Raw genomic sequence first — 21885 nt, forward strand, 5'->3', positions numbered from 1 at the left:
AAGCATCGGCCAAATCCCGCAGGGATGATTGCAAAGAAATGCTATCCACTTCTTTCAGCCATTGGTATTGCTTTTTTAACTTTGGCAATTGGATGGCACATTGGTGGTAGGACAAACCTTTTTGGGTTTGGTTGTAGGTGTTTTGCCACAAATGTAAAAAATGGTTGTAGACAAAGCGGTTGCAACCAAAGGTTTTCCTTATCAACGTTTTTTGCATTTGGTTTGGGTAAATGCGAAAACGAAAAGCCTTGTATTGTTTCATGGCAAAACACCTCCTAACAATGTATTTGATACTTCTATTATAGAACATTTGTTTGCATTTGAAAACAAAAAAAGCCATTCATCTCCGCCCTAGCTTTGCTTGAGGGTGGAGTCTTCTGGCTTTGCTGTGATAAAAGGATGAAACGGACATAAACAGCGTTGTCGTAAATTGAATCAGAAAGCTTGCAGCAACATAAAACACAAACAAGTGATTTTTAAAAGTCGCCTTTAAAGCTTCCTTGAAGCGGAACGGCTCGCTTTGGTGCTCCTGATTTTCAAAACAACCGTAAAGCGCTGTATAGAGGGAAATCAAGCCGATTCCCGCAAAAATAAAAGCCATTGTATGCCAACCAAGCGCCATCCCTAAAGATTTGGACAACGCGACACCGGCGATCATGCCGACAATGCTGAATACCTGCTGGATGGCTGAAACAAAAGCGCGATCGCGTTCTTCCGTATACATTTCAGGGTACAAAGCTCCGGCGTTTAGTGCTGTAAAGGTAAAAAACAGATCGAAAAGAAACGTAAAAATAATAAAATAGATCAGGAGTCCGGTCTCACCTATCGCTGGTGGTGAAAAGAGCAAATAAAAAGAAAGGCAAAACGGCAAAGCCGATAAAGCAATATACGGAATGCGCCGTCCAAAGCGCGTGCGGGTGCGGTCACTGACATAACCCGCGATGAGATTCAAAAAGGCGTTGACTATGCCATAAATAATCATGACAACGGAGATCGGCACCCCTGGCACTTTCAACTCGGTGACATAAAAATAGACCGCAACGGTGTTAAATGCCTGCCAAAGCATAATGACCCCTAAGGTATGCGCGGAATATGCCAGTTTCTTTTTCAAAGGAACGGCAACCGGTTCTTTTATGGCATTGAGTCCTTTGTTTGGTTCACTCATAAAATGGCCTCACTTTATAAAAATTAGCGCGCAGAATGTGACCGCCATTAGACATGACGTTTCAGCCTCCACCGTTAACCCTTACTTAGGTTAGCCATTTGAAATAACCACCTAAATAGCTATCCAACGTGGCATCGTCATCTTGATTGAACAAAAAACTTAAATGTCCTGCCTTAGCTATTTATCGCATCCGGGAAGAAATGGAGTTGGCGCGTTGAAAGCACTTTAAAAGCCTCAGCCAAACGCGGGCTTTGGTGTTCGGTGGAGTCTGATGGCTGCTGTGGATCCATTTGCTTCCATTTTGCTGCCTGATAGGTAAAATATTGCGAGAGCAGGGGCCATTCTGGATGGTCGAATTGGCTCTTGTGGGCGAGGATCGCTTGCATTTTAACCTCCCAGTAGTCGGTCACATCGACAAAGGCGTTGGGAAAGCTGGTTGAGTAAAAAGCCACTTGCGGCACCATATATGGTCGACCTAAGCTTGGAAAACTAATGTTACCGGAAGCGAGCACACTGGCAGCAACGGCCCGTCCCACTTTATAATGATCGGGATGCGCTTCATAAGGCATCCAAGGATCAACAGTTGTAACCAGTTCCGGTTTTTCCTCTCTTATAATCGAAACCAACGCTTCGGTGACTTCTCTTTCCGAATAGTCCCCGTTATCCTCAAACCCTAAGTCATAGTGATGGTGAACCCCGAGCAGTTTTCCGGCGGCCATTTTTTCGTTCTGGCGAATTTGGATTAACCGCTCAGGACTGACGCGCGGGTCCGATGCCCCATATCGCCCGTCCGTCACCGTAACAAAAATAACCCGCGCCCCGCGTTCGGACAAATATTTTACGGTCCCTCCCATGCCCACTTCGTTATCATCCGGGTGTGGCTGAACGCACAGCACCGAGCGAACATCTTTTATCGGTTTGACGCCCAATAGTTGCTGAATGTCCATGCAAAAAATCTCCTTTTTTCGGTTTTTTCTCTTATCAAAATCACAAAGGATACCGCGGCCAGGTGAGGAATAAAGTTAACCTGCTCTGCCAACTCCTTGGCAAGAAGCTGTGCCTTAGTTATCTTTATGCTTGCCTGTTAAATGATAGACTTTCTTACCAGTACAAAAAAACGAGCATACCCTAAAGGCATGCCCGTTTTTTCAGTGAATTATGCCACAGGTTTATCCATGTCCAACTCCAGCTCTTCGTCTTCCGTAATGCGCGGTACCTTCAAGGCGGAATGGACGCCCCAGTAATAGAAGACTAAGGAAAGCACGCCTGTCAGAATGCTGTCCCACGGACCTGGGATCGCTTTTCCAGGGCCGAATGTGCTGAAGTAGGTCATAATCAACATGAAGGCATAGTAACCAAACAACCAAATGGATGCTTTAAAATCTTCTTTCAGATTCTTGCGTAACGTTTCATCTTTATCAACAAAAGCAAAGTAAAAGACGAGCGAAGCGACAAGGAGAATAACCAGCAAGCTGATGACGCTCCAACCGCTCCAAAGAATTAACAACGTTGCAGCAATAAAGGCGAGCGGCGAAATCCATCTCAAGCCACGCAGTTTAAACGGCCGCGGCAGTTCAGGCGCGCGATTTCTTAAGGCTTCTGCTGAAACCGGACCAGTCATATATGTCAGAACGAACGCAGTTGTTACCGCCCCGACAAGGCCGGCCCAAGTTTGGAAGTTTGCCGGAATCGTCCAAGCAATACCCATGATCAATGCGAGCCACAAAGAAGCACGCGGCAAGCCGGTGCGCTTATCCACCTTAGCGAAAATGGAGTAGAAATAACCGTTTTTCGCCCAAGCAAACATTACGCGTGCTGTACCGGATAGGAAAATGTTACCGGTTGCAGCCGGGGAAATCGCAGCATCCACGAGAACCAAGTTTGCCAGCCAGATAATACCGAGTGTTTTAGCGAGTTCTGCCCATGGCGACTCCCAATTAATGCTCGCCCAACCTTTGGCGAGGACATCGCCCGGTACCGCCCCCAAGAAGGCAAATTGCAACAGAACATAGAGTCCAAGGCAAAGGAAAATAGAAATAATAATTGCCCATGCCGTATCGCGCTGCGGATTTCTCGCTTCAGCGGCAAAGTCCACCGATTGCCGGAAGCCTAAGAAAGCGAAAGCAATCCCCGCGGCGACGACGGATTGGAAGACCCCATGAATGCCGCCAGGGTCAGCCCCTGTTGCGCTGAAATTGCTCACATCCATATTAAGGAGCAACATGATGACAATTAACAGCGGCACAACGAATTTGAAGAACGTCACAATGGTGTTCGTTTTCCCAAAGAAGTTTACGCTCCAATAATTGATTAAGAAGAAAATAACAACAAGTGCGGATTGAACAATAAATCCAAGTGCGGTCGGCCCACCATCACTGTTCGTAAGTGCCGGCCAATAATAAGTGGCATACTCACGGACGGCAATAACTTCGACACCAATAACGCTCGTATAACCAAGGAGCGACGCAAAGCCAATTAAATAGCCGACGAGTGTGCCGTGTGAGTAGTCAGGGTAACGCAGGAATCCCCCACTTCTTGGTAACGCCGAGGTTAATTCGGCATAGACGAGACCGATGAGCAAAAAGATAACGGCTCCGATAATCCACGGAATCCAAGCGAGGACGCCAGCAATTTTGGCAGCGTTCATCGCTCCGTATAGCCATCCAGAGCCGATGATCGATCCGCAACCAAGGAAGGTGAGGTCAAGAAGCGTTAACTTCTTTTTAAATTTCCCTTGGTCTGACATATTTTTCCTCCTTTTAGATAATTCGAAATCTTTCTACAAGGCTATTATACGCATGAATCATTGACAAAATCAATATGCATTTTTGAGTTTTTAGAAAAAGGGACAAAGAAAAAGGTCGATCATAGATAAAAAAACTCAGCGCAACTAAAGAAAATTTGGCCTTACCAAGCCTTTTTCAGCGAGTCAAACATCTAGTTCCCTTTATGCTTTTCTTGAAAAATAAACATAAAAAAGCATATCATTTTTCGCCTCAACAGCCGGCAATTTGATACGCAATCCAGAATTGCATATTATTTTCAAGCTCGGAACTCTTAAAACTGATATGCAATCTTGATAAAATGGAAAAGTTGACAAAAAAGACCTGCCACCCGGCAAGTCTTTTTGTCATTTTTATTTTTCATTAGCGAAATTGACAATCAAATCGTGGACATGCTGGAACTCTTGATCTTCAACAATGACCCAGCTTACTCCGTCCATGTATTTCGGCGTGCCTTTCGTTTCATAATCGGTAATATGATTAGCCGCACCTCGATAGTCTGTGACCAACCGCTTCATGTCATCGAACGAAAGGTTTGTCGAGACATTATCACCCAACACATTCAAAATACGCTGCATGTTAGTAACAGACGACAAATGCATGCCTTTTTCGAGAACGGCCTCGATGACTTGGCGCTGCCTTAAATTCCGTCCGAAATCGCCACGAGGGTCTTTATGGCGCATGCGCACATAACCAATTGCTTTCGGCCCATCAAGGAAAATCTCGCCTTTTTTATAAACATAACCTTTTTTGTAAAAACCTTCATCAGCCCATGTAATGTCATTGTTAACCGTTACCCCGCCGACAGCGTCAACAAGGTCCCTCAGCCCTTCCATATTCACTTTGACATAATAAGAGATATCGATGTTAAAAATTTTTTCTACCGTTTCAACGGCTAATTCCTCGTTGCCATAGGCATAAGCAGCATTGATTTTCGAATGTCCATTGCGCCCCGGAATTTGAACTCTTGTATCACGTGGAATGCTCGTCATTAACATTTTTTGCGTCTTAGGATTGAGGGTTGCGACAATCATTGTATCCGAACGGCCTTTATCATGGGGCCGCTCATCAACGCCCAAAAGTAAAATATTAATGGACGGGGCCGTTTGTTTTTTTAACGGCAAATCTTTATTTTTGTCATTTTTTAATGGCTTGTACACCTTGTCGGCCGTTTTATGAATGGAATGGTAAACGTAATAAGCAAACCCTCCGGTACCAAGGATAAGGATCGCAAAAATGATGCCGACAATCAATAGGATGCGTTTGGCTTTTGATTTTCTTTTATGCTTCACATACATTGCCCCCAAAGTGTATATTCTCCCCTCGTTTTATTGTACTATGGTTTACGACAAATCTCTACCTGTTTTTTAGAAAACTATGGTAAAAGGTTGTTGGAAAAATCGTGCCTCTTGAAAGCTTAAAACTTAAAATTTATACTATATCCAAGAAAAAACTATACATAAGGGAAGATGAAAATGGATAAAGTACTTATTTTCGGCCATAAAAATCCAGATACCGATACGATCTGTTCAGCGATCAGTTATGCGCATTTAAAAAAAGAACTGGGGCAAAATGTCGAAGCCGTTCGCCTTGGAGACATTAATGGCGAAACCCGGTTTGCTTTGGAAACCTTCCAAATCGAAGCCCCCCGTCTGGTTGAGAGCGTTGCCGCTGAGGCGAAAGCGGTTATTTTGGTTGACCATAATGAACGCCAGCAAAGTGCGGATGATATTGATCAAGTAAAAATCTTAGAAGTCATTGATCACCATCGCATTGCAAATTTTGAAACGGCTGATCCGTTATATTATCGGGCAGAGCCGGTTGGCTGTACGGCGACCATATTAAAAAAATTGTATAAGGAAAATGGGGTAGCCATTCCCAAAAATATTGCCGGTTTGATGTTGTCAGCGATCATTTCGGATTCGCTTTTATTCAAATCCCCAACTTGCACGGAAGAGGATGTCCAAGCTGCCCGCGAATTGGCCGAAATTGCCGGAGTGGATGCTGAAAGCTACGGGCTGGACATGCTGAAGGCCGGGGCCAATTTGGATGATAAAAGCGCTGAAGAACTCATTTCCCTCGATGCCAAAGAATTCGGCATGGGTTCACACAAAGTGATGATTGCTCAAGTCAATACGGTCGATGTGAACGATGTGTTAAAACGGCGGGCGGATATTGAAGCAGCGATAAATCGGACCATCGATGAAAAAGGCCTTGATCTCTTTTTCTTCGTCATTACCGATATTCTCCAAAACGACTCCACCGGTTTGGCCCTAGGAAAAGAAACGAGCAAAGTGGAAAAAGCGTTTAATGGAAAATTGGAAAACGGCACGATTCTCCTTAAAGGCGTTGTTTCTCGTAAAAAACAAATCGTGCCGCCGCTTACAGAAGCATTTACTGAATGACCGCCATGCTCAAACAAGGGACTCATTAGGATTCCCAACCCGTGGTTGGTTGCAGATTAAGCAGGTTCACGGTTTAAACCTAATGCTTCACAGTTTGGAATGAAAAAATTATAGGACTGGTTCAAAAAAGGCTGATTCAAAGGATGACTTTGAGTTCAGCCTTTTCGTTTTTAAGAGGATCTAATAGCCATATTTCTCCAACTCCGTTTTGCTGAGGAAGCCTCAAGTCATGACTTTTAATGGGCTGGCATCACAACTCGCCCCAAAGTGGATCAAGCGTTTTTCAAATGGCGAGCCACTAATGGTTTTCGAGTCGCTACCGTACTAAGTGCGAAATATGCGGTGCAGCGGTTTTTGTTGTACAATGGGTATGGACATATGCCAAACAGCATTTCCAGTTAAAAGATGGCTGACATCACCCATCTTTTGCTCCCATGAAAAACGCCTTTTCGTGACGATGACAATAAATGATGGCGGGAACTACGGTTTTCCCTGTAAAAATGACGCATCCTATTTACTGCCTTCCTTAGTACAACAAAGGAGATAAAACATCCATGACACAAAAAGTTTACCTAGGAATTGATATCGGGACGACAAGTACCAAAGCCGTCCTTTTCAATGAAAAGGGGTCAGTCCTCGCGATACACCATAAGGAATACCCGCTTCACAGTCCGACACCCGTGATTGCGGAACAAGACCCTGACGAAATTTTTCGTGCCGTGCTTGAGGTCATTTCGGGCGTTGTTTCAAAGGCCAATGTCCTGCCCGACTCCATTCGCTTGGTTGCGTTTAGTTCGGCGATGCACAGTGTCATTGCCGTCGATGCTAATGGCCGTCCATTGACCCGCTGCATCACCTGGGCAGACAGCCGCGCCGCCGGATGGTCCGATCGCATAAAAAGGGACTTCAATGGACTGGATATTTACCGACGGACGGGCACACCGATCCACCCGATGTCACCTCTTGCGAAAATCACGTGGCTTCGCCATGACCAGCCAGACATTTTTCAAAAGGCTCATAAATTTATTGGTATTAAAGAGTACGTTTTTTATCAATTCTTCGGCCGCTACGTCGTCGACTATTCCATCGCCTCTGCAACAGGACTTTTCAATCTGAAAGCATTAAGTTGGGATCAAGAAGCGTTGGCTGTGGCAGGCATTCAACCCGAGCAGCTTTCAGAACCGGTTCCCACAACCTTTTCTTTAAGCGGTCTGCGTGAGGATTTAGCGGTGCAGCTTGGCTTATCTAAGGACACGCCTTTTGTCGTTGGGGCCAGTGACGGCGTGCTGTCCAACCTTGGTGTCGATGCCATTAGCCCCGGGGTTATCGCCGTCACCATTGGGACAAGCGGAGCGATTCGAACTGTCACCTCCAAACCAGCAACCGATCCGAAAGGACGCATCTTTTGCTATGCCTTAACCGAAGACCATTGGGTGATTGGCGGACCGGTTAATAATGGCGGCGTCGTTTTTCGTTGGGCGAGGGATGAGCTCGCTGACGGTGTGGTGAGCACTGCCAAAAGGCTTGGCAAGGATCCTTATGACATTTTATCGGACATGGCGGCTCGTGTTCGCCCTGGAGCGGAAGGCCTGCTCTTCCACCCCTATTTAGCAGGAGAACGCGCCCCGCTTTGGAATGCTCATGCCCGGGGGTCGTTTTTCGGGCTGGGGCTGCATCATAAAAAAGAGCACTTGATCCGCGCGGTCATGGAAGGCGTCATGCTGAATCTCTACATGGTTACGCTGACCCTTCAAGAAATCATCGGCATGCCGAAGCAAATTAAAGCCACTGGCGGATTCAGCCGATCAGAACTGTGGCGGCAAATGATGGCTGATATTTTTAACCAGGAAGTCATTATCCCGGAAAGTTTTGAAAGCTCCTGCCTCGGAGCCGTCATTCTCGGCATGTATGCGCTCGGGGATATCAAAGATTTTTCCATTGTTTCAGATTGGGTAGGCTTTACGCATTCCCATAAACCGATAAAGGACAACGCTGCGATTTACGAAGATTTGATTCCGATCTATATACGGATTGCCAGAACGCTTGAAAAAGAATATGAGCCGATCACAACCTTCCAAGAAAAATGGACCAATTAAGAATAAGACGACTTTAAAGATAAAAGGCAGCCGTGGGAATGTTCTTCCCACGGCCTCCACTTATTAGGAAATAATGCTATAATAAACAAATAAAGCACAAGTAGGTGTCGGGATTGCCACAACCGTTTTTCTTGTTACCTCTTCAACATTTTGTTCCTCAATAAATGAAGATTTGTCATGGTACTTTCTACAGTGCATACCCACATCACTTTCTAACTTTGGGAGACTTAACAACCAGTAGCTGAGTGATAATTTTAAAGAGTATTCCACATGAAGCATGATAAAATCGGGGTATTATATGTACTAAATCACCATGTTGAACAATTTTGGTGCAACAATTGGTTATGAAAGCGCATTCTAAATGCGTTGTTTGCGGTTACAATGAAGTCAAGGGGGATGCAACAATGTATTTGGACGAAAGGAGCAACGCCTTATTAAAAGAGGTTATTAATAACCCCTATATTTCCAGCGCCCGGATTGAAGAAAAATTTCATTTAACCAGAAGGCAAGTCAGCTACAGCTTAAAAAAAATAAACAGCTGGCTCGAAGAAAATCATTTACCGCCTATCAAAAGGACAAACAGCGGAAAATTTATCGTTAGTTCCATACTTATCGATCTATATGCCGGGCGACCTGATAAAGCGCAAAGCACTTATATACCTTCCGAAAGAGAAAGAGCTAACCTAATTTTGTTAATGGTTCTAAGCAGTGAAAGCGAATTATCGCTCGTCCATTTTACCTCTGCTTTAGATGTCAGCAAAAATACTATTTTAAGGGATCTAAAATATATCCAAAGCATTTTAAGTGCCTATCAATTGGAAATCGTTTATTCACGGTCAAACGGTTATGACATCGGTGGTGATGAATGGAATATAAGACGACTATTAGTTGACCTCATTCAGTCAATCCTAAATATGTTCAATGGTCGCACATTCATACACAAGCTCATCGATTTACCGGAAATTGAAATCATTAAACTTCGAAAGCAAATGGAGGAAATTGAAGAGCGGTTGCATCTGACCTTCATCGATGAAAGAATGGAGCTCTTACCTTACGTCATTGCCATTTTATTAAGAAGGATTAAAAAAGGTAAAGTCATCAAAAACCTTTATCATATCGATTACGAGGAACTTTCCGATACAAAAGAGTATGTGGCTGCGGAGATTCTTATTCGAGATATCAAAAACATTCCAAAAGAGGAACGTCTATTTATTACATTACAGCTCCTTGCCTCAAAGATATTTTCTTCAGAACACTTAACCGACAAAAAAATGTCGGAAATGGCTGAATCCATAAAGATGTGCTTGAATCTGTTCGAAAAGAAAGCATGCGTCACGCTAAAGGAGAAAGAGGATCTCATCAAAAGAATCATCCTCCATATGAAATCTGCCTATTATCGGATAAAGTACAACTTAACGACCGATTATGCTTTAATCGATCGAGTGAGTGATCAATATAAGGCAGTGGAATTTATCCTTAAGGAGTCAATCAAACCCCTGGAAGATTACATTGGTTGCGAAATCCCCGAAAGCGAATTAATGTTTCTTACGATTATATTGGGCGGCCATTTATTAAGCAGCGGCGAGACTATCAACATGAAGAAAAAAGCAGTGGTTGTTTGTCCAAATGGTGTTTCAATCTCAGAACTGATGGATCAAACACTTAGGGACCTATTTCCGGAGTTTCATTTCTATCAACCACTATCCATTCGTGAATTTCAACGGTCGCTAAAGGAATTTGATATCGTTTTTTCCCCTGTTCCATTACAAACGGATAAACGTCTTTTTATCGTTGAGCGTTTTATCACGGACTATGAAAAGATGCTTCTCCGCCATAGGGTGATGAAAGAGATTTTCGGGTTTCATTCCTCAATGATTAGCGCTGAACATATCGCCAACATTGTTGAAAAATATGCAAAAGTGGAAGATAAAACTGCCCTAGTTCGCGCGCTGGAAGATTACATCGTCACAGGGGTACCGCAAAAGACTGATGAAAAAGCAAAGGCGTCCTATCAGCTTTCAGATTTTCTTACGCCGGAACACATCATGATTCGTGATCATGTCAAGGACTTACAAGAAGCCATTGATATAGCATCCGAACCGCTTGTGCGCGAGGGAGCCATAACAAAAAATTACGTTGAGTCAATGAAGCGCCAATTTAAGGAATTATCGCCTTATGTCGTCTTAAGAAACCGCATCGCTATCCCCCACGCTGCACCCGAAGATGGTGTAAACCGAGTTGGGATGAGTTTATTAGTTATCAAAGAAGGGCTTGTTTTTGAAGAAATTCATAAAGTCCATCTGATTGTTGTCATAGCAGCCGTAGACAAGAAAACACACATCCATGCATTGATGCAATTAATGAAACTATCCGATTCAGAGCAAGATGTGCAAAAAATCATACAAGCCGAACACCGGGACAAGATCGTTGAAATGATTGCCGCTTATTCTAGAACTGGTCTGGAGTGAAGATTTGGATGAGTTTATATGAATTTATTAGAGAAGACCTAATTAAAGTGAACTTAACTGTTGACAATCAGGATCAGTTATTCGAAACCCTTTTTATCGAAGCTTACCAAAGGGGTTATGTCAAAAAGGACTACTTGCAAAAGCTGAAGGAACGTGAAGCGGTTTTTCCTACAGGGCTTTCGATGGGAGAATATAGCGTTGCCATACCGCATACTGACCCGGAATTTATCATTAATCCTTTCATTGCTGTAGCCACGCTAGAAAAGCCCGTGTCGTTTCACCTAATGGAGGACAAATCAAAACAAACCGAGGTGAACATGATTTTAATGCTCGGGCTAAACGAACCTCACAGTCAGTTAAAGATGTTGCAAGAGATCATGACCCTCATTCAAGACAAAAGTAAAATTGAACAATTACTAAAAGCTCAAACGCCAATAGAAGTTCAAGAGATTTTAAAAAAAAATAGAAGCTAAAAATTAAGGAGGTTTTAATACATGAAAAAAGTACTCGTTGCCTGTGGTGCGGGGATTGCGACTTCTACCGTCGTCTGTAACCGTGTCGAAAATCTTTTAAAAGAAAATGGCATTGAGGCCGAGGTCATTCAGTGCAAAATTGCCGAAGTCGCTAATCGCCAAGACGATGCCGACCTCATCGTCTCTACGACGATCTTGCCGACCCAATATAAGATTCCAGCCGTCATTGCCACTGCTTATATTACCGGCATTAATATGGAAGCGCTTGATCAAAAAATTATTGATCACTTGAAATAAAAAACTATTAAAAAATGGGAGTGAAAACCATGAAAAAAATATTAGTTGCTTGTGGTGCGGGGATCGCGACTTCTACCGTCGTCTGTAACCGTGTCGAAAATCTTTTAAAAGAAAATGGCATTGAGGCCGAGGTCATTCAATGCAAAATTGCCGAAGTCGCTAATCGCCAAGACGATGCTGACCTCATCGTCTCTACGACGATCTTGCCGACCCAATATAAGATTCCAGCCGTCATTGTCACTGCTTATATTACCGGTATTAATATGGAAGCGCTTGATCAAAAAATTATTGATCACCTTAAATAACCCGATTTTACAAAATTTAGGGGGGAGCAAAACATGAACAAACTATTAGATGCTGTCCAGTACGTCCTTAATTTAGGGCCAACTGTTGTTTTGCCAATTGCCATTATCATCATTGGCTTGATTTTTAAAACAGGTTTCAAAAAAGCCTTTCGATCAGGGATTACGATCGGTATTGGTTTTGTTGGAATAAACCTTGTTATTGGCGTACTCACTGATAACTTAGGTCCAGCTGCACAACAAATGATTCAACGTTTCGGCTTTCATCTTTCAGTCATCGATGTAGGATGGCCCGGAGCCGCGGCTTTATCTTGGGCATCACCCGTCGCCGCTATTTTGATACCTGTATGTTTAATCTTTAACTTGATTTTGATTTTATTAAAAGTCACCAAAACACTTGATATTGATATTTGGAACTACTGGCATTTCATATCCGCAGGTGCAACCGGTTACATTGTTACCGGCAGTTGGTGGTTTGCTATCCTTTGTGCGATTATTTTCGAACTTATGACTTTATTTGTCGCTGATAGAACCGCACCAATGGTACAAAAATTTTATGGTCTTGAAGGCATCTCTCTACCAACGGGTTCAACTGCCGCCTTTGCACCAATCGGTATTCTGGTAGGTTGGTTAGTCGCCAAGATTCCTGGAATCAAAAAATTAAACGCTGATCCAGACACCATTCAAAAACGCTTTGGCATCTTCGGGGAACCGATGATGATGGGACTTATTCTAGGTATAATTATAGGTTTATTAGCCGGTTACGATCTCGGCGGCGTTTTAAAACTTGGTGTCGCTATGGCAGCGGTCATGTTGCTCATGCCGAGGATGGTAAAAATTTTGATGGAAGGTCTTATTCCGATTTCGGAATCAGCCCGCACTTTCCTGCAAAGCCGTTTCAAAGGCCGTGAGCTTCATATCGGCCTTGACGCTGCTCTAGCTGTAGGCCATCCGGCTGTTATGGCTACTGCGTTATTGCTCGTTCCCATTACGTTGTTCTTAGCCGTTATTCTCCCAGGTAACCGGGTTCTTCCATTCGGTGACTTGGCGACGATTCCTTTCTACATCGCGTTCGTCGTTGGTTCACGTAAAGGAAATATCATTCACTCACTCATTGCAGGGATTGTTATGGTCGCATTGTCCCTTTACATGGCTACGAACTTCGCGGAGGTTCATACGCAAATGATTCAAGGCGCCCAATTCCACATGCCAAAAGGTGCAACACAGATTTCAAGCTTGGATATGGGCGGTAACTTATTCAACTGGCTTATCCTTAAATTCTCTCAAATTGCAAATAGTCTCTTTCAATAAATAACGAAGATGGTGTTGCCGCCTTCTTTACAAGGTAGCAACACCCTAAATTTTTCATGTTTTGATTAAGGAGGATCCCAATGAAAGCAGCTGTATTACATTCGGAAAATCACATCGTTTATGAAGACATCGAGCTTCGCCCATGCCGTCCGGATGAAGTAAGGATCAAGGTGATGGCCGCAGGCATTTGTGGATCTGATACGCACAAAATGGTCACCAAATGGAAGTATCCGCTTCCGGCTATCATGGGTCATGAATTTTCAGGGTATGTCGTCGAAGTTGGGGACAATGTTACAAACGTAAAATTAGGCGAGCGTGTCGCTGGTATTCCTTTTATCCCTTGTTATTCATGCGAGTATTGTTTAAAGGGCGAATTTTCCTTATGTGAGGATCACGGGATGATCGGCTCAAAATCCTTCGGCGCATTCGCCGAATATGTCAATATCAATGCAAACAATGTTCTGCCCATTGGTGATATGGATTTTGAAGATGCAGCCATGATTGAGCCTTCAGCAGTCGCCTTACATGGTGTGTTAAATATTCACCCACAACTCGGAGATACCGTTGCCATTTTTGGGGTTGGTACAATCGGTATTTTGGCGCTTCAATGGCTAAAGCTCAATGGGGTGAAAGAAATCATCGCAATCGATATATCAGACAAAAAGTTAGAAGATGCCCGTTTATTTGGAGCCTCGAAAACGATTCACTCACTTAAAGAAGATCTTGAAGAAAAAATAAAAGAATATACCAACGGCCGCGGTGTTGACATCGCTTTGGAATGCGCCGGTTCTAAAATTACACAAGAACAGTGCCTACTCATCACCCGTAAACACGGTAAAGTCGGTTACCTTGGAATTGCTTATCAGGACGTGTTATTAAGGGAAAGAGCCTTTGAAAACATTTTTCGAAGGGAATTAACCTTGAAAGGCTTCTGGAACTCTTATTCCGCGCCATTTCCTGGAAAGGAATGGACAAATACAGTGGAGTTTGTCAAACAGGGAAAAATCAAACTCAAAGAACTCATTTCTCACCGCTTTAAGTTGGAAGACACACAAAAAGCGTTCAACCTGATGGTTAACCGTGAAGAAGATTACAACAAAGTGATGATCAAACCGAACATCGAGGAGTGAGCAATTAATGAAATCCGTCATGAAATATGAAAAAGGCTATGACAATATGGAGTTAAGGGATATCCCTGAACCGGTTGTTTCAGATGATCAAGTAAAGATCAAAGTTGCCTACACCGGAATTTGCGGTTCCGATATTCATACTTTTAAAGGCGAATATGGCAATCCAAGAGTACCGGTTGTGCTTGGGCATGAGTTTTCCGGAATCGTCGTCGAAGTGGGGCCAAACGTCAAAAATGTTAAGGTCGGTGACCGGGTAACGAGTGAAACCACATTTACGACGTGCGGTACATGCGATTATTGTTTGGAGAAAGATTATAATCTTTGCCCTAACCGCGAAGGAATCGGAACACAGGTAAACGGCAGCATGGCTGAATATGTCATCTCCAGAGAAGAAAGTGTCCACGTCCTTCCCGATAAAATTAGTTTGAAAGCTGCCGCTTTAACAGAACCGCTCGCCTGTACAGTCCATGCTGCACTAGAAAAAACCACAGTAACGAAGGATGATAAAGTGCTCATCTTCGGCCCGGGACCAATCGGTTTATTGCTTCTACAAGTTGTCAAAGCCCAAGGAGCCTTTGCCATCATGGCGGGTATTACGAAGGATCGACATCGTTTAGAACTGGCAAAATCGTTAGGTGCTGATGTTGTCGTCGATACTGTGACGGAAAATCTAGAAGAAATTGTTTTAACACATACAAACTACTATGGTGTCGATAAAGTCTTTGAATGTTCCGGTGCAGTCCCCGCTTTAAATCAAGGTTTACCCTTAATTAAGAAAAAAGGCACACTTGTTCAGGTCGGCCTGTTCGCTAATAAAATGAACCCGCTGGACCAAGAATCCATTATTCAACGAGAAATAACTTATGTCGGTTCCCGTTCACAAAAACCCAGCTCATGGACCATCGCCCTTAAACTATTAGAAGATCAAAAAATAGATGTTGAAAAAATGGTCACAAAAATCGTTCCCCTTGAAGAATGGCGGAGTGGCTTTGAAGCCGCCATGGCCGGCGAAGAAATTAAAGTCATGATAAAATCTTTTTAATGGGGGGTCTGTCCCCCACTCCTTTAAAGCGTAAAAGAAGCCGCATCCCGCTTGGGGTTGCGGCGATTTTCATACGTTACACCTCTCCTTTTTTTATAGGGGGACTGTCCCTCATTACACTAAAGTATGAAAGGAAACATAGTCTGTTAGATCTACATCCATTCCATTTATTGACATCAACGGGGTCTGACCCCCCATATGACGAAGGTGCCGAAGTGGGTGGTTTGGACGGTAATGTGTTGGTCGGTGTAGCGGCCGCAAAGGGATTGCCAGCGTTTGCCTTTTTGCTTAAGATAAACACCAAAATATTTGGGAGGGATGCCTTTGTCCGCACCAACTGAAAAGGAAAGCACAGCAGGTACGCGCAGTCGTTTCAATTCTGTATTTCCTTGTTTCAGTTTAATGGTGAAGGCGTTGATCAGTGCCCATTTATTTTGCAAGAGTTTCCTTTCTTTTACGAACAGCTCGGCTGGTTTGTCTTTCGTAAAGTTTTCGATTGGCAGGGTGATGGAGCCATTCGCCTTTTTGATGACGATGGGCACATTTTGGTCAATGAGTGCTTTGACTTGGCTAGCCGTAAATAAAACGCGGTATGTCTTATTTTTCAACGGCTCAATATCTAGAACTAAAACCGAATGATCCACATTTCCTGCAATCGCCTCATCGGTTACCGTCACATTGGCCGTACCTTTGGAAACAGTGACGTCCGGAGTAATCGTATATATTTCTGAGATTCGCCCTTCCGCTTTATAAGCAATTGGTTTTTTGAAACTTTTTACAAAAGCAACCGTCGCGTCAATATCCTCCGGCCCTTGAACCGGATTTTTCCCTCTTTCGCCAATAATACGATATTTATACGCTGTGGCTTGGGCCATAAAATTGTTGACCGTTACGGTATAGGTTTTATCCTCTTTCAATTTTTCACCATTGGGAAGCGTGACATCGACGATCTCAGGTGTTCCGTTTTTCACCGTCCAAGTATATTTAAAACCGCTGATGCTATAATCCGGGCCGTATTGAGCGCTCAACTGCCGTCTCAAGATCTCTTTCAAATCCGCACCCGTCACTTCCAACTTCACCAGCGTATTTCCGAACGGTTGAATATTAAACAAGTCATTCCAAGTTATTTCGCCTTTTTCCAGATTATCGCGGATGCCACCGCCGTTCATTAAAGCAAAGTCGCTGTGCATCGCATGGCGCATCCCATCAGCAATCAAGTTGCCGAGCGCATTGTCGCCGATGGCCCCTTTTTCGGCATAGCCCCCATTCATATCGATCGCAGCCGTTCCAATGACTTCATTGAGCTTGTCTTGAACTAAGTCTTCATATTTAGTAAGAATTTGACTCACTGTCTCATCCGGTTGCGCTTGACCATCATTCACCCAAACAACCTGACCGCTTTTTTCGACAATGTCAGAGGTCTCAGGGTCTATGGTTAAATCGACATCACTGAACGCTTTACCGTATTCACTCGCCTCTATGACCAATTTTCCATCAACAACACCATTGGCAACCTCATGATTGTGACCGGCAAAAATGACATCGACATCATCATCGACTTTTTTAGCGATTTCAGCCGCTTCGTCTGTAATGTTTCCAGACTCCTCTTGATGAGCGGGGGAGTGGGCTATAACAACGATCGCATGTATGCCTTCTTTATGGAGCCCGTCAACCGCTCGGTTAATCGCTTGGACCGGATCGATAAAGGCAATGTCTTTAATCCCATCGGGCATGACCATTCCAGCTGTCGCCGGCGTATCGACACCGATAAAAGCAATTTTTTGTCCCGCGAACGTTTTTACTTCATAAGGTTTAAACACCGTTTCCCCTGTATCTTTATAAACAATGTTGGCAGCAATCATCGGAAAATCCATACCATTGTATGGACGGTTGACATCATCGCCAGGATAGTCGCCGCCATTTACCATCCGCAATAATTCCGTTAACCCTTCGTCGAATTCATGATTTCCTGGTACAGCCACATCCATGCCCATGGCATTTAAAATTTCGACAGTCGGTTCATCTTGGAATAGGGCGGAAACCGGGGAACTACCACCGATTAAGTCACCGACCCCGACGAGCAAGGTGTTCGTTTCTTCGGAAGCCTTTTGTCTCAAATAAGACGCCAAATAATCGGCGCCGCCAAATGTGCCATCCGGCTGTCCGTCGCCATTGACATCCAAATCCGCATAATGCTGATCGATTTTACCGTGCAAATCGTTGATCCCAAGTAACTGTACATGAACGGGATGGTCACCGATCTCTGCGAGTGAAAAGTCAGAAGCAGATCGAGGCTTCAATTGATACGTTCCTTTAAAAACCGAGCCGATGCCGGTAATGTCTAATACCGAACCCTCAGCATAACGGGATGTAAAGCTGTTGTAGTCCATACCCGAACGACTATCCACGCGGACACGATTCGTCGTCTCGCCGTTTACCGCATCAAACTCAAAGGTGCCGTATTTATCCGGTGTGCCGATGTTTTTAACTGTTACATGTTGCAACGTTAAAAGCTCGCCTTGATTGGTCTCGTCCACCTTTGACACAATCTTCGGATCCGGAACAGGCGCTCGGCCTTCATCCGTCGATTTGATGATATTGGTCAGTTCTACTTCACCGTTATACGTCGATTTCACCGCGGAGAGTTTTACCTTTTGCCCTTCCGAATAAGTCGAATCCGATTGATACACATAAATGCCGCCGGTAGAATCTTGAAGATAAAAGCCTTTTGCCCCCCAGACTCCGGGCGGCGTTGTAATGATGCCCTCTACAGTGACGGTTGTCCCATCAGCAGCATTGCGCGCCTCGGCAATTTTTGACAAATCAGGGACCGGGACTTCGTACGGGGGCAGCGGTTCTGCTGGCACGTTTTCGATCCGGACGCTTTCTGTAAGGGCGTTGTCACCGTCTACCTTCAGTCTTAGATTCGCCGTGCCAACATAGGACGGGTTGATTTGGACATCCAAATCGATATGGGCGTTGCCAGTGGCATCAGCTGTAACAGAAAACTCAGGCGAATACCCGTAATTCGTCATCCACTGGCCATTCGCATCTTTAAACTTAGCGATTTGCGTACCGCCATTTTGATATATGCCTATTTTCAAATGATCCAACGTCTGGCCTGGCATGAGATTCGTGACACTTAACCGGATTTGAAACGGCTCTTGGTTTGGCAACGTTTCTTGATGGACGAAAGAATAAACCGGGTTGGTGGCTACTTCTTGATCGGAACCGTAGGATCCGGGGGCAAATGTCGATGGATCATACCATTTATAACCAGCTGGTGGGTCAGCCCAAGGCTCATGTTGCGGTTCCGTCGTGTTTTGTGGTTGTTCCCAATCATAAAGTGGTGTCGGCTCACTTAATTGCAATCCAGGCACTTGATCAAAGCTGGTATAATCTTCATGATGAGCCAACCACAAAATGGTATTGATTAAAAAGGTGCTGTCATCGCCTTCCGATGAAAAGCCATCATATGTTACTTTGGCTTTTCCAGTATCTTCACGTAAATATTTTGGCGTTGAATCTTCAACTGGAGAAGAGTCTCCTAAAAAGGCGGCTTTTCCCTTGCCAACTTTGGTGATAGCAGCAAAAGCCCCTTCATCAATCCCGCCATTATTGTACACACCTTGATCTACCGCAGGACCCCATGCCGGTGGATTTTCCGGCAAATAAATCAAACCTTTCGCTTTTTTGGGGTCCAATATCGCGAGGGTGGACCCGGCATGCATTTCGACCGTCGAGACCCCTTGAGTGATGCCGAAAGATTGATCTGGAGAAACAACGGTCTCACCGCTTGTGATATCCCCTAAAGCATTCGTGCGGAAACGGACACCGAAATTTTCGCCTAGCCAATCAGAACTCTCGACACCTTGCATCGCCTGGGAATTGGCCTCCTCGGCCGTCATTCCTTTTGTAGGATCATCCCAAGCTCCGCGGCGGAATCCATTAAAGACTTCTCCGGAATCCCAACGATTAAGGTTGCGGTCGGAATTATAGTGATCACCAATAAAAAAGATGCTTCCGCCATTTTGTACATATTCCAACATGGCATCTTGTTCTGATTTTTTAAAGGGAATATTCGATTCGCCGAGTACAAACACATCATAGTCTTTCAAATCGTCATACGTAATGGGTGTCGTTTGGCGCAATTCCGTAACATCATAGCCTTGGTCGGCAATCGCCTGGGCAAAATCTGAAAAAGCCCCATCAATGACCCAATCCGCCGCTCCTGCCGTTTCACCATGGGTATTATCAAACAACACTTTTCCTTTTAGTGTCCCGTGGTGAGGAATAAACGGCGGTGGGTCTAGAGCCGTCTCTGCGTTGGCCTTTTGACCCGCATCATAAATAAAAGCCGGAAACGGGACAACGAGAATGAAGGCCAACAATAATTTTACGAGTTTACTAAACTTCACGCGCTAACACCTCCATTGTCATCGATCATCGCTTTTAAAGTAACACACCGAAAAAGGCGGGTTATAAATTTAATATATTTTTAAAAAATACTTAAAGTTCGATACAGAAGCCCTACCTTATTTCCTGGGTAAAACGACGGATTTTTAACGATCACTGATGGACGCCCTTTTTATCCGGAGAACAACGGAAAAATGCGGAACTGCACAACCCCGCGTTCACGCTTTAACCTTATCCGGAAACACCGGCCTATTTAAAGCCTGCAAATTCGCCGTGTATGATACTGACTTGTCCTAATATGATAAAAGAAAAAAGCGCCCCACGCCGAGTGACCGATTTCATCGGTTTCAAGGGAACGCTTGAGATGGTTCTATATTTTTCTATGACAATGGAGCTTTAGCGCTACAATCATTTTTTAAAGATTCTTTGTGGTGCCGACATGGGCTGTTTCGAAAAACTCGTGATAAAGCGCACGGACGGCTTCAGCCTCAACCGCTTCCTTGACGCCGAACATCATGCTGACCTCTGAAGAGCCTTGATTGATCATTTCAATATTGATATTGGAAAGAGACAGCGCCTTCGCTGCGCGAGCGGCTGTACCGACCGTTTGTCGCATGCCTTCACCGACCATCATGATTAATGAAAGATGTTGTTCAATAGCCACGGAATCAGGGTGAAGGTCTTTTTCGATTCGCTCAATCAAGTCCTTTTTGACCGCCTCAGTTAATTGATGTTCACGGAGTATCACGGTCAGCTCATCGATACCCGATGGTATGTGTTCAAAAGAAATCTGATAATCTTCTAGAATTTGCAAAAGGCGGCGGCCAAAACCAAGCTCTCGGTTCATCAAGTATTTACTGACAAAAAGGCTGCAAAACCCAGAATCACTTGCGATGCCAATGACGGGGCCATTGGTATTTTGGCGCGTTTTGACGATTTTTGTACCAGGTGCTTCTGGGTGATTTGTATTGCGAATGTGAACGGGAATTCCCGCCCGAAATGCCGGGATTAACGCCTCATCATGGATGACCGAAAAACCGGCATAAGATAATTCCCGCATTTCGCGGAAAGTGATCTCTTTAATTTTTTTTGGATGCGGAATTAAGGCGGGATTGACGGAATAGACCGCATCAACGTCGGTAAAATTTTCATAGAGCTCAGCTTGAACCCCGACGGCAAGTATCGCCCCGGTGATGTCGGAGCCGCTTCGCGAAAACGTTAATATATCACCGTTTTTTGTGGAGCCAAAAAATCCGGGAAAGATGATCAGGCCCGACCGGTCTCTAAGCCGGCGGAGAAGGCCATAGGATTCCGGCAATACTTTGGCATTTCCCGGTGCACCAGTTAATAAAAGCCCCGCTTCAGCTGGATGAACATAACTCGCCTCGACGCCCTCCTTTTGGAAATAGCGGGCGATTAAACGGGCGTGAAAGTCTTCACCGCTCGCTTTTAATGCTTCCATAAACAATAGCGGATCGTTTTTACGGTTGTTCACGAGACGATATAAGTTCTCTCGAATGTCCATGATGATTTCATTGCCGAGGCCAAGTTCATTGGCAATCTCAGAATACCGATCAAGAATTTGCTCAAGCCAAAAAGTGGCCTCTTCATGACCCAAAATCGCCCGGCCACAGGCAATCAGCAGATCGGTAATTTTCGTATCTTTCGCATACCGCTTCCCCGGTGCGGAGACGACAATTATTTTCCGCTTAGGGTCGGAGGTGACAATTCGAAAGACCTTTCTAATCTGTTCTGCCGATGCGAGTGATGTTCCCCCAAACTTTGCTACCTTCATTGCACCTGTTATCTCCTCTTTATTTTCCAACCAAATTTAAGTCCTATTATCTTTTGTTTTCCGCCTTGATTCAAGAGTTTTTTCTGAAAAAAATCCAACTTCGTTTGCATGATTTGTCCACTTGTCACGAGTTAGACATAGCCACCATGTCATGACAAAACAGAGCTTATGAAAAACGTACTATTTTTAATATTACCGAAAT

Annotated in this window: 16 protein-coding genes; 9 read left to right on the forward strand and 7 right to left on the reverse strand. The window is 44.3% G+C overall.

Annotated features, from left to right (window positions below; genetic code table 11):
* From H532_RS0110730 to H532_RS0110750, 5 genes are all read right to left on the reverse strand, one after another.
* Positions 1-262, reverse strand: a 262-nt coding sequence (locus H532_RS0110730) for a helix-turn-helix domain-containing protein (RefSeq protein ID WP_027725483.1), incomplete at its 3' end; no start/stop codon positions are given.
* 78 nt (positions 263-340) lie between these two features.
* Positions 341-1165, reverse strand: a complete 825-nt coding sequence (locus H532_RS18585; protein WP_051263270.1) for an MFS transporter — start codon at positions 1163-1165, stop codon at positions 341-343.
* Positions 1166-1338: 173 nt separating this feature from the next.
* Positions 1339-2112, reverse strand: a complete 774-nt coding sequence (locus H532_RS0110740) for a PIG-L deacetylase family protein (RefSeq protein WP_027725484.1) — start codon at positions 2110-2112, stop codon at positions 1339-1341.
* A gap of 209 nt (positions 2113-2321) precedes the next feature.
* Positions 2322-3911, reverse strand: a complete 1590-nt coding sequence (locus H532_RS0110745; protein WP_027725485.1) for an APC family permease — start codon at positions 3909-3911, stop codon at positions 2322-2324.
* Positions 3912-4301: 390 nt separating this feature from the next.
* Positions 4302-5240, reverse strand: a complete 939-nt coding sequence (locus H532_RS0110750) for an LCP family glycopolymer transferase (RefSeq protein ID WP_245566453.1) — start codon at positions 5238-5240, stop codon at positions 4302-4304.
* Between the two features lie 183 nt (positions 5241-5423).
* Here H532_RS0110750 and H532_RS0110755 point away from each other — a divergent pair, with 183 nt between their 5' ends.
* The 9 genes from H532_RS0110755 (at position 5424) to H532_RS0110795 (ending at position 15472) form a co-directional block, all read left to right on the forward strand.
* Positions 5424-6353 (forward strand): manganese-dependent inorganic pyrophosphatase, encoded by a 930-nt coding sequence (locus H532_RS0110755; RefSeq protein ID WP_027725487.1) that lies wholly within the window; start codon positions 5424-5426, stop codon positions 6351-6353.
* A gap of 554 nt (positions 6354-6907) precedes the next feature.
* Positions 6908-8449, forward strand: coding sequence for a gluconokinase (gene gntK, locus H532_RS0110760; RefSeq protein WP_027725488.1), 1542 nt, complete (start codon positions 6908-6910; stop codon positions 8447-8449).
* Positions 8450-8853: 404 nt separating this feature from the next.
* Complete coding sequence (locus H532_RS0110765) at positions 8854-10917, forward strand: BglG family transcription antiterminator (protein WP_027725489.1); 2064 nt, start codon at positions 8854-8856, stop codon at positions 10915-10917.
* A gap of 8 nt (positions 10918-10925) precedes the next feature.
* Positions 10926-11390, forward strand: a complete 465-nt coding sequence (locus H532_RS0110770) for a PTS sugar transporter subunit IIA (RefSeq protein WP_027725490.1) — start codon at positions 10926-10928, stop codon at positions 11388-11390.
* Positions 11391-11411: 21 nt separating this feature from the next.
* Positions 11412-11687 (forward strand): PTS sugar transporter subunit IIB, encoded by a 276-nt coding sequence (locus H532_RS0110775; protein ID WP_027725491.1) that lies wholly within the window; start codon positions 11412-11414, stop codon positions 11685-11687.
* A gap of 29 nt (positions 11688-11716) precedes the next feature.
* Positions 11717-11992 carry a PTS sugar transporter subunit IIB gene (locus H532_RS0110780; RefSeq protein WP_038112200.1) on the forward strand — a complete coding sequence of 92 codons (276 nt, stop codon included), beginning with the start codon at positions 11717-11719 and terminating at the stop codon, positions 11990-11992.
* Positions 11993-12025: 33 nt separating this feature from the next.
* Positions 12026-13300 carry a PTS galactitol transporter subunit IIC gene (locus H532_RS0110785; protein WP_027725493.1) on the forward strand — a complete coding sequence of 425 codons (1275 nt, stop codon included), beginning with the start codon at positions 12026-12028 and terminating at the stop codon, positions 13298-13300.
* An 80-nt stretch (positions 13301-13380) separates the two neighbouring features.
* Positions 13381-14430, forward strand: a complete 1050-nt coding sequence (locus H532_RS0110790) for a galactitol-1-phosphate 5-dehydrogenase (protein ID WP_027725494.1) — start codon at positions 13381-13383, stop codon at positions 14428-14430.
* A gap of 7 nt (positions 14431-14437) precedes the next feature.
* Complete coding sequence (locus H532_RS0110795) at positions 14438-15472, forward strand: zinc-binding dehydrogenase (protein WP_027725495.1); 1035 nt, start codon at positions 14438-14440, stop codon at positions 15470-15472.
* A gap of 176 nt (positions 15473-15648) precedes the next feature.
* Here H532_RS0110795 and H532_RS19625 read toward each other — a convergent pair whose 3' ends face one another.
* Together H532_RS19625 and H532_RS0110810 are read right to left on the reverse strand one after the other, a co-directional pair.
* Positions 15649-19890 (reverse strand): 5'-nucleotidase C-terminal domain-containing protein, encoded by a 4242-nt coding sequence (locus H532_RS19625; RefSeq protein WP_051263271.1) that lies wholly within the window; start codon positions 19888-19890, stop codon positions 15649-15651.
* Positions 19891-20303: 413 nt separating this feature from the next.
* Positions 20304-21683, reverse strand: coding sequence for an aspartate kinase (locus H532_RS0110810; RefSeq protein ID WP_027725496.1), 1380 nt, complete (start codon positions 21681-21683; stop codon positions 20304-20306).
* Positions 21684-21885 lie beyond the last annotated feature (202 nt).

The organism is Tuberibacillus calidus DSM 17572, from assembly GCF_000430685.1.
Lineage (GTDB): Bacteria > Bacillota > Bacilli > Bacillales > Sporolactobacillaceae > Tuberibacillus > Tuberibacillus calidus.